This window comes from Paenibacillus athensensis, from assembly GCF_004514475.2.
Classification (GTDB): Bacteria; Bacillota; Bacilli; order Paenibacillales; family NBRC-103111; genus Paenibacillus_AL; species Paenibacillus_AL athensensis.
Map to the genome: position 1 here is coordinate 20,674 of NZ_MYFO02000012.1, position 14,760 is coordinate 35,433.

The following is a 14,760-nucleotide window of genomic DNA, read 5'->3' on the forward strand; positions in this document are numbered from 1 at the left end:
ACGAAAAAAAAGAGCGGCTGCTTGCTTACAGCCACTCTTTTTTTCTGAACAGGACGTACATGCAAAAGCCGAGCAATGCCATGAACGCCATCACATATTCATCGCCGTGCGCAACGTGCAGGCCGAGAATATTGTCAAAGTTCATTCCGAATACGCCGGTGATGAAGGTCAAGGGCATGAAGATCGTCGTCAAGGCGGTGAAGACGCGCATGATTTCGTTCGCCCGGTTGGCGACGCTGGATTGATAAGCTTCTCGTAAGTTGCCCATCAGATCGCGCAGCGTATCGAACGTATCGACAATTTTGACGGCGTTCTCGTAAATGTCGCCGAAATATTTTTGCAGCTGATGATCGATCAGGCGCAGGTCCTTTTTGTTCAGCATGCCGATCACGTCGCGCTGGGGAACCAGCACCTTTTTCAGCCAAAGCACCTCGGAACGCAGCCCGATAATTTCGTTCAAATGCGTTTTCTTCGTATGCATCAGAATATCTTCTTCCAGCTTTTCGATCTTGGCTTCGATACGGTCGCCGACCGCCACGTAGTTATCGACGACAAGATCGACCAAATGGTACATGAAGCGATCGGCGCTGTTGACCTCTTCTTCCCAAAGAAACGGCTTCAACGCGCGAATTTCATTGATCTTCTGCTTGGTCACCGTAATGATGAAATATTTGCCGAGAAAAATATTCAGTCCGCGCAGGAAAATTTCCTCATCGTCAAAACGAATGCTATTTATCACAATAAAATAGTGCGAATCGTAAATTTCAATCTTGGGGCGCTGTTCTTCGTCGCTCAGGCAGTCCTCAACCGCCAGATCGTGAAGGTGAAATAAAGGCTGGAGCAGCTCCAGATCTTCGACGCCAGCGTCAATCCAATAAAATCCGTTGGAAGGAGGCGTGAGCGCTGCCGTAGCGTCTTCCAGAAGCGTAAATACGCCGTTTTGTACCCATCGTGTCTTCATCCGAGTCTCCTCCTGGAGCACGGAAGCGAGCGAACAGCGCAACATAACAATTACACAGTAAGAAGAAGCTGCGTAGGAAGGAGGCGCCGGCTGCGTCCATGCCTATGAAATTGTAGTCCGTTCATGCCGTTGCAACTCCTCGGGTCTCCGTCCATACGTTGTGCCCCCCTTTACCCGTACATATCGCATAATACTTGTCTAGTATATACCTTCATTTTCCACGTTTCAAGCTGAAAAGATTGGCACAACAACGCCGTTTGGAGGCGTTACTTTAGAGTATGGAGCCGGGGCGCGTCCGGTGCTTGCGTTTGGGCGAAGAGAGGGGTGAAAACAAATAAAAAACAAAAATTTTCGGTCATTTTTCGCAAGAAAATAAAGACGAAACTAAATATTTTAGTGATTTTTTCGTGAAATTGCTTAATTCGACAAAATAAATGGTTGAATACGCCAAAAAAAATATTCAAAACCCCTTGAAAACGCTTTAAAAAGCGAATATGATATAGTTACAAGGTTCGAAATTCACGAAAATATTTTAGTTAAGTTTTCGGAAATGGATTTCAGCCAAACTCTCTACATAAGGGGGAAGGAAGTCGGGCAACCGACGGCAAGCCAATCACAAACCAAAACTAATTTAATGGAGGCAAGTGTATGAAAAAATGGATTTCCGCAAAACTCGCGTTGATCAGCCTGATGCTGCTGGCGCTGCTTGTACCTTATGCGACTGCAGGAGCGGCGGACAAGACTCTCGCTTCGGACAGAGCCTATACCTGGCTGAAAGCCCAGCAGGATCTGACAACTGGCTTTGCTTTGGAAGGTCTTGTAGATAGCTTTGATGACTGGTGGAATGCAACGGATCGCAGACAAATCGTATACACATATGATCAGGCTGTTGCTGCAATCGCTTTCATGTTGAAAAACGACCGCACGCGCGCTGAAAAAGTGCTGGACAAGATGGTCGCTATTCAGGACCCGGACGGCTCCTGGATCAACTCCTACTGGTGGAACGGCTACGGCGAAGAAATCCGCAAGCACGTCGGTCCGGTAGCATGGGTTGTTATGGCTTACATGGATTATGAAAAAATGTACGGCAGCACGAAATATCAGGCTTCGGCCAAAAAAGCGCTTGATTGGATCGTTACTTTCCAAAAATCGAACGGCGCCATTTCCGGCGGTATGACGACTTGGGATGCCAACGGTGCTTGGACACCGGAAGTTTGGAGCTCCACTGAGCATAATGAAGACGTTTACAACATTTTGAAATACTATGCCGGCAAATTCTCCGACCGTACAACAACTTACAACAATGCGGCAAACAGCGCAAAAAGCTTCCTTGATAACGTGGTGTGGAATGACACGCTGAAACGCTGGAACGGCGGCTGGAAAAACAACACCAATACGATTGATCCGTTCGTACCGATGGACGTTAACCCTTGGGGCGTTCTGGCACTGGGTCTGTCCGGCACGCGCAACTACGCGGCTTCCCTGAGCTATGTCGACAATTCCAACGGCAACGGTACATCGCCAAGCAGCCCGAAATATGCGCAAACGCTTCCTTATAACGGCACAACGATCTCCGCATACGATTTCGATTGGCAGTCGGACTGCGCCGCGGCGTTCACGCAAACTGGCGCGCCGAATGGCAACCTGTGCGCAGACATTTGGTTCGAAGGCTCCGCCTTTATGTCGGTCGCTCATTATATGAACGGCAACACGGCGAAAGCGGACACGATTATCGACGAAATGATCAAAAAACAAGGCACTAGCGGCACCTTGCTTGGCGGCTTGCCATACTCGCTGCAAGGCTCGAACAACAACTATTGGAAAATGGCGCAAGAAAACTGTATCTCCAGCACAGGCTGGCTGATCATCGCCATCGCCCGTTACAATCCGTTCACCGGCACCTACCTGAACGGTACGTCGACGCCAACGCCGACGGCTACAGCAACACCGACGCCAACGCCTACATCGACAGCAACGCCAACACCGACACCGACATCGACTGCAACACCGACGCCTACTCCTACGCCAACACCTGTGGGCGGCGACTACACAGTAACGACGACGGAATCCGGCAACTCGCTGACCATTAAATTTACGCCTGGCAGCGGCGTAGGCAACCCGATCATCCATTATCAATCGACGTCCTTGTACGGTGGCGCGCAGCAAAACGTGACAATGACGTCAAGCAGCGGCGCTTACACGACGACCATTTCCGGCCTGTCCGCAGGCAACATCGTTAAATACTCGTTCACGTATCAGAAAAACGGTATCCAGCAACCTGACACGGCGTTTACGAACTACACGTTTGGCGGTGGCGGTTCCGGCTCGACTGCGCCAAGCGTCAGCTCGCTGAGCCCGACTTCGGGTGCGGTTGGCACAAGCGTAACAATCAGCGGCTCGAACTTCGGGTCTTCCCAAGGCAGCTCCAGCGTGAAGTTCGGCACGACAACAGCAGCTGTCAGCTCCTGGTCGGCCAGCTCGATTACTGTAACTGTTCCAAGCAGCCTGTCCGCAGGCAGCGTTAACGTAACGGTAACGACTTCCGCAGGCACCAGCGCAGCCAAAACGTTCACAGTGACGACTTCGACCGTATCCGGCGACTACACCGTCACGATTACGAAATCCGGCAACACGGCAACGGTCAAATTTACGCCTGGCACGGGCGTAACCAGCCCGATCATTCACTACAAATCGACTGCTCTGTACGGCGGCGCGCAGCAAAACGTGCTGATGACTTCCGGCAGCGGCGTTTACACGACGACCATTTCCGGTCTGTCGACAGGCAATGTCGTCAACTACTCGTTTACGTACCAGAAAAACGGCGTACAGCAGCCGGAAACAGCTACGACTAGCTTCACGTTCTAATCGAAATGAAATGAAATCTGCGACGCTTTTTCGCAAGCCAACCTTGCGGAAAAGCGTTTTTTTCAAGCGCGGGAAGCGGTACGCCCGCTACCTGGGGAGGAGCGGCTTTTTCCTTGACATTATGTTATTTTGTTGTATCATTGTATACAAAGCATATCGACTTTTCTTATCAAGAGTAGGTGGAGGGACTAGCCCGATGATACCCGGCAACCGACAAACCTTTGGACACAAAGGAATGCACGGTGCTAATTCTTGCGGATCTGCGCGTTCGGCGCGGTTCTGGGAGATGAGAGAGGACATTGAACGTGATTTTTCAGATGGCCTTTCTCGACCGAGAGGGTCATTTTTTATTTTGCGAAAAGGAGTGAATCAGGATGCCGATCAAAGTTCCCGACAACCTGCCAGCCAAAGAAATACTCAATCAGGAGAACATCTTTACGATGGATGAATCCGTGGCGTACCATCAGGACATTCGTCCTTTGCGCATTGCGCTGCTGAATTTGATGCCGACGAAGGAAACGACGGAAACCCAGCTGCTGCGCTTGATCGGCAACACGCCGCTGCAGGTCGATTTTGTCCTGCTTCATCCGAAAACCCACATTTCCAAAAATACGTCCGCCGAGCATCTGGACATGTTTTATAAAACGTTCGACGACATCAAAGAAGAGAAATTCGACGGCTTGATCATTACCGGAGCCCCGGTGGAGCAAATACCGTTCGAGGACGTGACGTATTGGGAAGAGCTGCAGCAGATTATGGAATGGAGCAAAACGAACGTAACGTCCACCTTCCATATATGCTGGGCGGCGCAGGCCGGATTATATCATCACTTCGGCGTGCCCAAGTATCCGGTCGACCACAAGGTATTCGGCGTGTTCCCGCATACGGTCGGCGTGCCGAATACGAAGCTGCTGCGCGGCTTCGACGAGGTGTTTTTCGTGCCGCAATCGCGTCATACGGAAATCCGCCGCGAGGATATTGTCGTGCACGAGGAGCTGGAGATTTTGTCCGAGTCGGACGAATCCGGCGTGTACATCGTAGGAACGAAGGACGGCAAGCATATTTTTGTGACCGGCCATTCCGAATACGATTCCTGTACATTGAAAGCGGAATATGAACGCGATGTGAAGAAGGGGCTGGAGATTGCCGTGCCGCGGAACTATTTCCCGAACGATGACCCGACCCGCGAGCCGCGGATTACGTGGAGAGCCCACGCCAATCTGCTGTTCTCCAACTGGCTGAACTACTATGTATATCAAGAAACGCCGTACGACCTTCATGTCGCCAAATCAGAAAGGCAGGTACAAGTGTAAAATGAAAATGGAAAGCCGTCTCGCCCAAATCGGCTCGATCGAAGAGCCCGTCACCGGAGCTGTCAGCTTCCCGGTCTATCAAGCAACCGCATTCCGTCATCCCAAGCTCGGCCAAAGCACGGGCTTTGATTACGCCCGCACGAAAAGTCCGACGCGCAAGGTGCTGGAGGAAGCGATTGCCGTGCTGGAGTCCGGCGATGCCGGCTTTGCCTGTTCGTCGGGCATGGCGGCGCTGCAAACGATTTTCGCCTATTTCAGTCAAGGCGATCATTTGATCGTATCTCTGGATTTGTACGGCGGCACTTACCGGCTGCTGGAAAAAATCATGGCGCGCTTTGGCGTAACGTCCACCTATGTGGATACGAATGATTTTGACGCGCTGGAGGGAGCGTTTCAGTCGAATACCAAGGGCATTCTGATCGAAACGCCGACGAATCCGCTGATGATGATTACCGATCTGGAGCAGGTATGCGCCTGGGCCAAGCAAAAAGGGATCGTGTCGATTGTCGACAATACGCTCCTTACGCCGTTCCTTCAGCGGCCCATCGAGCTTGGCGCCGATATCGTGATCCACAGCGCTACCAAATATTTGGGCGGCCATAATGACGTGCTCGCCGGCCTGATCGTCACCAAGGGCAAGGAGCTATCCGAGCAGATGGCGTTCCTGCATAACTCAATCGGCGCCGTGCTCGGGCCGCAGGACAGCTGGCTGCTGATGAGAGGGATGAAGACGCTGGCGCTGCGCATGGAGCGTCATGAAGCGAACGCTACGGCGATTGCCCGCTATTTGCTTACCCATCCGCTGATTGACGAAGTGTATTATCCCGCGCTGGAGTCGCATCCCGGTTATGCGGTGCAAAACAAGCAATCCAGCGGCAACACCGGCATTTTCTCCTTTAAGGTGAAGGATGCGCGGCTGGTCGAGCCGGTCCTGCGTCATATCCGCCTGATTGCCTTTGCCGAAAGCCTTGGCGGGGTCGAGTCGCTGATGACGTATCCGGCCGTGCAGACGCATGCCGACATCCCGCTGGAAATCCGCCAGAAGGTGGGCGTCGATGACCGATTGCTGCGCTTTTCTGTCGGCATTGAGCATGTCGACGATTTGATCGCCGATCTGGGCCATGCCTTGGAGCAGGCGCAAGCCGAACTGGAAGGGGGCGGTAACTGATGAGCGCTTCCGATAACAAACGCCGCCCGATCGGCTCCTTCGCTACCAAGCTGATTCACTTCGGCGCGGAAATCGACGAAGTGACCGGCGCTTCCAGCGTGCCGCTGTATCAAGCGTCGACCTTCCATCAGGCCGATTTGGAGCAAACGCCGGAATACGACTATACGCGCTCGGGCAATCCGACGCGGCAGGCGCTGGAGGACTATATCGCGCTGCTGGAGGGCGGAGCCCGCGGCTTTGCCTTCGCTTCCGGCATGGCGGCGATTTCCTCGGCCTTCATGCTGCTGTCCGCCGGCGATCACGTCATCTGCACAGAAGACGTCTATGGCGGTACGTACCGATTGCTGACGACGATTCTGAGCCGCATGAACATTGAATCGACGTTTGTCGATATGACCGACATAGAGCAAATCCGCGCCGCTTTGCGTCCGAACACGAAAGCGGTATTCATTGAAACGCCGTCCAACCCGACGCTGAAAATTACCGATGTCGGCGAAGTGGCGGCTTGGGCGAAGGAGCGCGGGCTGCTGACCATGCTCGACAACACGTTCATGACGCCTTACCACCAGCGTCCGATTGAGCTGGGCATCGATATCGTCCTGCACAGCGCGACCAAGTTCCTTGGCGGACACAGCGACGTGCTGGCCGGTCTGGCTGTGTGCGCAACCGACGAGCTGGGCGTGCGGATGAAGCAAATCCAGAACGGCATGGGCAACGTGCTTGGCATCCAGGATTCGTGGCTGCTGATCCGCGGCATGAAGACGCTCAAGGCGCGGATGGAAGCGCACGAGAGCAGCGCGCGGCGACTGGCCGAGTGGCTGTCGGCACAGCCGGATATCGCCGCCGTTTATTATCCGGGGCTGGCCAATCATCCGGGCCGCGAGATCCATGAGAAGCAGTCGCTCGGCTACGGCGCTGTCGTATCCTTTGACGTTGGCTCGGGCGAGCGGGCGAAGCGGCTGTTGGGCAATGTGCGGATTCCGCTCGTAGCGGTCAGCCTCGGCGCCGTCGAGAGCATTCTGTCGTACCCGGCGATGATGTCGCATGCGGCGATGCCGCGGGACGTGCGTCTGGCACGCGGTATTACCGACGGACTGGTGCGCTATTCCGTAGGTCTTGAGGATATTGAAGATATTATTGAAGATTTGCAGCAGGCGCTGAAAATCGAGTAGAATTTTGCCGGATTTTCGGAACAGAAACTATAGGTTTCGCCCCTTTTCTATGATATAATTTGTTAGATTGTATATCCAGATCTTGCATAAGCATTGCGGCATTAAGGGGTGGCGTGCGTGGGAGTCTCATATTTTGTTCATAAATGGAAAGAACGCCTGAAGGTTATGATGGCATTGCCGTTGTCGAACAGTTCTCTGCGGTTTTTTCCGCCTGATTTCAGCTTGAGAGATCCGATTGTGTCGCGGCTTCGCCATTTCCGACGGCAGGGACAGAACTGCGGACTTTTGCTGCTCTACCTGGAAGATTTCCATCACTATTTCGCTACATACCCGTTCTCGCACACGGAGCGGCTCCAGCGGCACATCCGCAAATCGCTGATGGCTGCGCTCAAGGAGCATGTGCAGATGGACGACGTGATCGGCGTCAAGCAGTATGGCGGCGAAAATTTTTGCATATTTATCAAGGGTGCGCATGCGTCAGGCTTTGAAGAGCTGAACCGGACAGGCTATACGCTGCGCAAGCTTTTGGAGAAAAAGCTGGAGACCAGCAGTGCGGCTCCTGTCCACGGCTCGCTGCAATTTCAGGCCGGCGCCTACCTGTTTGACCGCGATATCGAGAATACGCATGCGGCTGTGCAAAGCGCCGTGCATTATGCGCAATCGGTGGCTACGAAGAAGCTGCCGCCGCATTTTTCCCGAACGCGTCAGGAGCTGAACCGGATTATTCACGAAGAAGCGATTACCGTCTTGGCGCAGCCGATCATGTGCTTGCGTCAGGGCGATGTCTTCGGGTGGGAGATATTGACCCGCGGTCCGCAGAATACGCCGTTCCATACGCCGACGGAGCTGTTTGAATTTGCTTATCAGGCCGATTTGCTGTCCAAGCTGGAGTTTCTCGTCATGCGCAAGGCGCTGCAGGAAATTCATCACCGTGGCATCAAGGAGCAGGTGTTCATTAACATCACGCCGATCTCGCTGAGCCATCCGTTGTTTTTGGACCAGTTGCTGAACGAGTTGAAGCTGTATCCGGATATTTTGCCGTCGCAAATCGTGCTGGAGATTACCGAGCGCCACAACATTCGCGATTATGCGCATATGGGCAGCATTATGGCCCGTTACCGTACACAGGGCTTCCGGTTTGCCGTAGACGATGCGGGAGCCGGCTATTCGAGCCTGCAATCCATTTCGGAACTGATTCCGGATATTATCAAAATCGACAAGTCGGTCATCCAAAACATTGACCAGCTTTCAGTGAAGCAATCTCTCTTGAAAGCGCTTTTGTTTTTTGCCGAGAACATCAACTGCGAAGTGATTGCTGAAGGCGTTGAACGCGAGGAAGAAGCGGACATGCTGCTGCATCTCAAGGTGCAGATGGGACAGGGGTTTTATTTTGCCCGTCCGCAGCCGATGCAAAGCGCCAGCGAGCGCGTCGTTCAGTTCGACCGATTGAAGGAAAAAATTCAGCAGCGTCAGGCGAACAGCGCCTAGCTGCTTTTTTTCTGCGCAAAACCGACCGGCGAAGCTATTGGCGGCGTCGGCGGGACTAGGCGCTTCGCGGCTTTTTTACCGTGATTGCTAGGCGTCGAGCGCGTTTTTATGGTACGATAAGAACAGACTGAACAAGCGCAAGGCCATAAGGAGTGAGCAACCGGATGAATCCGATAGACCGTATTTTGCACAAAGCCGTTTCGGGCGGACGCATCGATGTGGAAGAATGCATCACGCTGTTTGAATCCGATCAAATAGAAAAGATGGGTCACGCCGCCAATCAGATTATGCTCAAGTGGCACCCGGAGCCGATTACGACGTTTGTGATCGGACGCAACATCAACTATACGAATATTTGCGACGTGTACTGCCGCTTTTGCGCGTTTTATCGCCCTCCGGGCTCCGCGGAAGGATACGTGCTGCCGGACGAGACGATTTTCCAAAAGATTCAGGAGACGCTTGATGTAGGCGGGACAGAAATTTTGATGCAGGGTGGGACGAATCCGAACCTGCCGTTCAGCTATTATACAAACCTGCTGCGTGAAATCAAGAAGCGTTTTACGATAACGATGCATTCGTTTTCGCCGGCGGAAATTATGAAGATGAAGGACGTCTCGGACGGTCTGCCGCTGGAGGAAATCGTGCGCCAGCTTCACGAAGCCGGACTGGATTCGCTGCCGGGCGGCGGCGCGGAAATTCTTGACGATCGGACCCGCCGCAAGATCAGCAAGCTCAAGGGCTCCTGGCGCGATTGGATGAATGTGATGCAAACCGCGCATAAGCTTGGCATGCACACGACCGGAACAATGGTCATCGGCTTCGGCGAATCGATGGAGGAGCGTGCGCTGCATTTGCTGCGCATTCGCGACGCGCAGGACGATGTGACGCTGCAGGGGCTGAGCACGCCAGGCTTCCTCGCCTTTATTCCGTGGACGTTCCAGCCGGACAACACGAATATGAAGGTCGAGAAGGCGACGCCGGAAGAATATCTGAAGACGTTGGCGATCAGTCGGATCATGCTCGACAATATTCCGAACTTCCAATCCTCGTGGGTAACGATGGGGCCGGAGATCGGCAAGCTGACGTTGCGTTATGGCTGCAACGATTTTGGCAGCACGATGATCGAAGAAAATGTCGTGTCGGCTGCAGGAACGACGCACAAGGTCAACATCGGCTCGACTTTAAAGCTGATCCGCGAAGCGGGCAAAATCCCGGCGCAGCGCAATACGAAATACGAGATTTTGCGCGTGTTTGACGATGAGAATGCCACGGTTGACAAAGATTTTGTGATGCAGAACTAATCAAGCTTCATTGCGCTTGCCCGCACGTTGTCTGTGCCGGGTGGGCGTTCTTTATTATGGACTGGCAAACTACATTTCCGATCGGCAGGTGACTGAGGATGGAGAATCATAACGGTGGAGGGGCTTCCAGGGCGCTGAACACCACGGAGCTGGCGCTCGCTTTGGAAGAATTGACGCGCATTTTGATCCGGCTGCCCGCTGTCGAGAAGCTGAGCTTTACTACGTTGTCAGTGCTGCATACGTTGTCCCGCAAAAGTCCGATGCGGCTGACCGAGCTGACGGCGACCGAGCAGGTGACGCAATCGGCGATTACGCAGCTGGTGACCCGGCTGGAACGGGATGGTCTGGTGGAACGGCGAGCCGATCCGGCGGATGGCCGCGTGGTGCTGGTGCATATCACAGAGGCGGGGGCCGATGTGATTCAATCGCGTCGTTCGGAGCGAATTGCCGGTCTTTCGACGTTTGCCCGCGGGTTGACGGAGCAGGAGCAGGTTGCTATCGCCGCTGCGCTGCCCGCATTGCGCAGGCTGGCTGACTTGGGGGGCCAAGCTTGAGCAAGCTGCGCATTCGCATTCACTTTCGAGGGCGCGTTTTTTTTGCCAATTATATTAGTTACTTATATAAATTTCTGATATAATTAGGGGTATGTAACAAGACAGGGGGAAAATACGATGCATAAAGCTGCTTTTCCGCTTGTGTCGGTTCCCATTCATGTGGCAGACGAGGTGCTGGACGATTTGCGGCGGCGTCTGGCTGCGACTCGTTGGCCGATGGATGCCGGTAACGAAGACGGGTATTATGGCGTACGCCGTAGCTACCTGCAGGAGCTGGTTCAATATTGGCTGGAGGTCTTCGACTGGCGTGCGGCGGAATCCAAGCTGAATGCGTACGAGCATTATCGCGTTGATCTCGACGGGGTTCCCGTTCATTTCATGCGTAAAGCTGGTGTCGGGCCGCATCCGGTTCCGCTGATTCTTTCGCACGGTTGGCCGTGGACGTTCTGGCACTGGTCAAAGGTCATCGATCAGTTGGCCGATCCCGAGGCATTCGGGGGTGCTCCTGAGGAAGCGTTCGACGTAATTGTGCCTTCACTTCCGGGGTTCGGCTTCTCGACGCCGCTGCAATCCCGTCCGGATATGAACTTCTGGAAAATCGCCGATCTCTGGCATCAACTGATGACCGAAACGCTCGGCTATACCCGTTATGCGGCAGGGGGCTGTGATGTCGGGGCGCTGGTCACCGGCCAGCTTGGCCATAAGTACAGCAGCGAGCTGTACGGCATTCATATCGGCTCCGGTCTGAAGCTGAGCTTTTTTAACGGGGAACGGGCTTGGGATTATGCCGGGGGACGGCCGATTCCCGATGGTATTTCCGATGAGGTGCGGGCCGATATCGTGAAGTTCGACCGCAGATTCGCTTCCCACCTTGCCGTGCATATGCTTGATCCCGGTACGCTGGCTTACGGGCTGAACGATTCGCCGGTCGGCATGCTGGCGTGGCTGCTGGAGCGCTGGGCGGCTTGGAGCGATAATCACGGCGATCTTGAAAGTGTGTTTTCGAAGGATGAGCTGTTGACGCACGCCACGATATTTTGGGCCAATCAAGCGATTGAATCGTCGATCAAAATATATGCCAACAACAACCGCTATCCGTGGACGCCTTCGCATGATCGCTGGCCGGTCGTCGAGGCGCCGACCGGGCTGACCTTTGTCGCTTACGAGAATCCGCCCGGGGTCACAACCGAGCAGCGCGTGTTGCAATTTCTCGACAGCGACCGGGCGCCGTGGTATAACCACGTTCATGTTGCCGTACACAGCCGCGGCGGACATTTTATCCCGTGGGAAATTCCCGGGCTGTGGGTGGAGGATTTGCGCCGCACGTTTCGCGGACGGATATAACGGAACCTACCGGCAAGTAAAAAAGACTTCGCGAGACGATCGCCAAGTCTTTCTCTTGTTAGTTTGCTGTCGATTGAAAAATCACCGTTTTGTTTTTGCCGGTTTTTTTGGCGGTGTACAGACATTGGTCGGCTCCGGAGAACAACGCTTCCTTGCCGAGTCCTGGCCGATATTCGCTTAATCCGATGCTGATGGTTACAGCGTTGCCGTTCAGCTCCTCATACGTGATTTGCGAAATGTGCCAGCGGATCGCTTCCAGCGTTTCGAATGCTTCATCCAGCGTTTTTTCCGTGAAAATCACGGCAAACTCCTCGCCGCCGTAGCGAGCGACAAAGTCGTTCAGACCAACGCGCTCCTTGAGGATGCCGCTGACCTTTTTCAGCACCGTATCGCCTGCCCGATGTCCAAATGTGTCATTGACCTTCTTGAAATTATCGATATCCAGAACGGCGAGATGAATGGCCAGATGACCGGATTCGCTTTGCTCAATCAGCTTCTCCAGATATTCATGGAAGGTAATATGGTTGTACAGATCAGTCAGCGCGTCCATCTTGGACAATTTGTCCATAATGATATTCTGAATCATCAGTTCCTGCTTCATCTCGGTCGTCGCTTTGAGGTTATGCAGCAGTTGGACGCCGCGGTTCATGATGTTGAGTGAAACGAAGGAAGCAATGCCGAAAATCGGGATCATCGCGATGAGATCGGTAGGCTTGTAGCCGGCATTCGGCTCCAGCTTCAGGAAAAATAAGGTGAACAGCGATAGGAGGCCAAAAAAGACGGAGAGCAAAATGCGTGACGGCTGGAAATAAAAAATCGAAATCAGCACCGGCAAAAAGATCAGAATCGAGACGGCCTTCACGCCGTAGTTGAAGTACAGGAAGGCAAAGATAATCAAGTGTCCGCCGACTATGATAAAGTGGTCGGTAAAAGGCTTGAACAGCTTGCAGACAAGCTCCAGTACGAGCATGACCGCGACCATGACGAGCGTTGGCAGCAGCAGATAGTTCCAAATAAACGACACGCTGGCATGGGAGGTAAAGAAGAAAAGGAGTTCGATCGGAACCTGTATAATCACCATGCTCCAATACAAGTTAAGCAACCTGCGGTTCCAATTGAATTTGTCCTGACTAAACGCTTCGAAATCCATCCTTGTTCACTCCACAACCTATCTAGCCAAAATACAATCTTATTCTTCATCATACCATGAATATCTTGTGAAATGGAAGGCGTTTCTTGCAGGATTCGACAAACAATTCATAGCGGCCGCTGGCAAATTGTTCGCCGTATATCTGTCTTTGATCGGCCATATACTTGTAGAAGGCTGCAACGACAGTTGGAAAGGGGTGGGCTCATGGATGGATGGGAAATCGTGTTTTCCGAAAAGGAGGACATACAGGCGCAGGCATTCAGCCGCCAGATCGGAGCTGAGCTTCAGCTTTTACATATCGAGCAGAATCAGGTAGAGATCAGGGTCGAGCTGCAGCCGCGTTATGCGGTCGTGCGGTGCAAGCTGGCTGCAGGCGGCGCGGCGCAGGAACCGGAGGCGTCAACCGGGCTGAAGGGAGCTGTGGGCTCAGCGCTCGCCGGCTATATACTGGAGGAAAAAGAACCGCTGCTCTTGCGCGAGCTGGTCAAGCGGGAGTACCGCTTCGACAAGCCGGAGGAGCAGGAGCAAATCGTCGGCTACTGCCGCCAGCTGCTGTATGGCCAAGGGGAAGAGCCGGAGATAACGGCGGACGAGGCCCGGCAAAGCGAATCGCGCAGAAAGGGCAAGCTGGCCCTGCAAATTTCCGCTTATATGGAGCAGTCGCAGTTGGTGATCATCGACGGAGTCATGCGGTTCCGCCTGCCGGATTATATGGAGGAGCTGCGGGAAGTCGCAGAATATGCGATCGACGAGTTTATGATGGATAAGCAATACCAGGAATTCATCTCGCTGCTGCAATATTTCGTTTATATTCAGGATGCGAAAATTCCGGCGGCGCATTTGATCCACAAAGGCGGTCATGAATTTATGATTCTGAACGACCGGATGGAGCAAATCGACGCCAATGAGTTCGATGCGACCTTTAAGCTTGAAGTGCTGGACAAGGACATCAATTTCGAGGATATGATCGTCAGTACCTTGATTACGGTGTCGCCGGCAACGATTTATATTCACACGCGCGAGCCCGAAATGCCGGTAATCAAAACGATTACGCAAATTTTTGAAGACCGGACGACGCTGTGCGGCTACTGCCGGACCTGCAGCGGTTATTTGGGCGACGGCGATTTCAAGCAGGATCAATTGTCTCCTTGACCTTGAGGCCGACCGACTTTATAATAGATTTCGAAAGGCGTTACAAGCAAAGACACGAACGATTGACCCATTGCTGTCCAGAGAGAGGAGCCCCCGGCTGCAAGCTCCTTCGGCGAAGCCATCGTTTACCCCTTTGCAAGCCGTGCCGCTGAACCCGAAGGGCTGCGAAGAACCGCAGCGAAGATCGGCAGTAAGCGACGCCGGGACATTCCCGTTATCGAATGCTGATGAGGATTCGCAAGCTGCTGCCGGAGGCGGGGAGCGGGCGGATCGAACTAGGGTGGAACCACGA

At 53.5% G+C, this 14,760-nt stretch carries 11 protein-coding genes and 1 riboswitch; of the genes, 9 read left to right on the plus strand and 2 right to left on the minus strand.

Annotation, left to right across the window (positions count from 1 at the left end; all coding sequences use genetic code 11):
* Positions 1 to 25: 25 nt before the first annotated feature.
* Entirely contained in the window at positions 26 to 961 is a 936-nt protein-coding gene (gene corA, locus B5M42_RS19265; RefSeq protein WP_134752705.1) for a magnesium/cobalt transporter CorA, read from the minus strand.
* Between the two features lie 648 nt (positions 962 to 1,609).
* Between corA and B5M42_RS19270 the strand changes: the two genes are divergently transcribed.
* From B5M42_RS19270 to B5M42_RS19305, 8 genes are all read left to right on the plus strand, one after another.
* Entirely contained in the window at positions 1,610 to 3,826 is a 2,217-nt protein-coding gene (locus tag B5M42_RS19270; RefSeq protein ID WP_209280707.1) for an IPT/TIG domain-containing protein, read from the plus strand.
* Between the two features lie 163 nt (positions 3,827 to 3,989).
* A riboswitch (SAM riboswitch) is annotated at positions 3,990 to 4,119 on the plus strand.
* An 81-nt stretch (positions 4,120 to 4,200) separates the two neighbouring features.
* The gene (gene metA, locus B5M42_RS19275; protein ID WP_134752707.1) at positions 4,201 to 5,139 is read left to right on the plus strand and encodes a homoserine O-acetyltransferase MetA; all 939 of its coding nucleotides are present in this window, start codon (positions 4,201 to 4,203) and stop codon (positions 5,137 to 5,139) included.
* A 1-nt stretch (position 5,140) separates the two neighbouring features.
* Entirely contained in the window at positions 5,141 to 6,307 is a 1,167-nt protein-coding gene (locus tag B5M42_RS19280; protein ID WP_209280708.1) for an aminotransferase class I/II-fold pyridoxal phosphate-dependent enzyme, read from the plus strand.
* Entirely contained in the window at positions 6,307 to 7,479 is a 1,173-nt protein-coding gene (locus tag B5M42_RS19285) for a trans-sulfuration enzyme family protein (protein ID WP_134752709.1), read from the plus strand. The genes B5M42_RS19280 and B5M42_RS19285 overlap by 1 nt, the downstream gene beginning before the upstream one ends.
* Before the next feature lie 180 nt (positions 7,480 to 7,659).
* Positions 7,660 to 8,967: an EAL domain-containing protein gene (locus B5M42_RS19290; RefSeq protein ID WP_167689888.1), complete on the plus strand. Its 1,308-nt coding sequence runs from the start codon at positions 7,660 to 7,662 to the stop codon at positions 8,965 to 8,967.
* A gap of 164 nt (positions 8,968 to 9,131) precedes the next feature.
* A complete protein-coding gene (gene mqnC, locus B5M42_RS19295; RefSeq protein WP_134752713.1) occupies positions 9,132 to 10,268 on the plus strand; it encodes a cyclic dehypoxanthinyl futalosine synthase in 1,137 nt (378 codons plus the stop codon).
* Positions 10,269 to 10,366: 98 nt separating this feature from the next.
* Positions 10,367 to 10,822, plus strand: coding sequence for a MarR family winged helix-turn-helix transcriptional regulator (locus B5M42_RS19300; protein ID WP_134752715.1), 456 nt, complete (start codon positions 10,367 to 10,369; stop codon positions 10,820 to 10,822).
* Between the two features lie 117 nt (positions 10,823 to 10,939).
* Positions 10,940 to 12,166, plus strand: a complete 1,227-nt coding sequence (locus tag B5M42_RS19305; RefSeq protein WP_134752717.1) for an epoxide hydrolase family protein — start codon at positions 10,940 to 10,942, stop codon at positions 12,164 to 12,166.
* 58 nt (positions 12,167 to 12,224) lie between these two features.
* Here B5M42_RS19305 and B5M42_RS19310 read toward each other — a convergent pair whose 3' ends face one another.
* On the minus strand, positions 12,225 to 13,316 hold the full coding sequence (locus B5M42_RS19310; protein WP_134752719.1) for a GGDEF domain-containing protein: 1,092 nt from the start codon (positions 13,314 to 13,316) through the stop codon (positions 12,225 to 12,227).
* 204 nt (positions 13,317 to 13,520) lie between these two features.
* Between B5M42_RS19310 and ytxC the strand changes: the two genes are divergently transcribed.
* Entirely contained in the window at positions 13,521 to 14,468 is a 948-nt protein-coding gene (gene ytxC, locus B5M42_RS19315; RefSeq protein WP_167689890.1) for a putative sporulation protein YtxC, read from the plus strand.
* Positions 14,469 to 14,760 lie beyond the last annotated feature (292 nt).

Excerpts from the sequence above, each read along its gene's own strand:
- corA (WP_134752705.1), bottom strand. The coding sequence starts at position 961 with ATGAAGACACGATGGGTACAAAACGGCGTATTTACGCTTCTGGAAGAC.
- metA (WP_134752707.1), top strand. The coding sequence starts at position 4,201 with ATGCCGATCAAAGTTCCCGACAACCTGCCAGCCAAAGAAATACTCAAT.
- mqnC (WP_134752713.1), top strand. The coding sequence starts at position 9,132 with ATGAATCCGATAGACCGTATTTTGCACAAAGCCGTTTCGGGCGGACGC.
- B5M42_RS19285 (WP_134752709.1), top strand. The coding sequence starts at position 6,307 with ATGAGCGCTTCCGATAACAAACGCCGCCCGATCGGCTCCTTCGCTACC.
- B5M42_RS19305 (WP_134752717.1), top strand. The coding sequence starts at position 10,940 with ATGCATAAAGCTGCTTTTCCGCTTGTGTCGGTTCCCATTCATGTGGCA.
- B5M42_RS19270 (WP_209280707.1), top strand. The coding sequence starts at position 1,610 with ATGAAAAAATGGATTTCCGCAAAACTCGCGTTGATCAGCCTGATGCTG.
- B5M42_RS19280 (WP_209280708.1), top strand. The coding sequence starts at position 5,141 with ATGAAAATGGAAAGCCGTCTCGCCCAAATCGGCTCGATCGAAGAGCCC.
- ytxC (WP_167689890.1), top strand. The coding sequence starts at position 13,521 with ATGGATGGATGGGAAATCGTGTTTTCCGAAAAGGAGGACATACAGGCG.
- B5M42_RS19300 (WP_134752715.1), top strand. The coding sequence starts at position 10,367 with ATGGAGAATCATAACGGTGGAGGGGCTTCCAGGGCGCTGAACACCACG.
- B5M42_RS19310 (WP_134752719.1), bottom strand. The coding sequence starts at position 13,316 with ATGGATTTCGAAGCGTTTAGTCAGGACAAATTCAATTGGAACCGCAGG.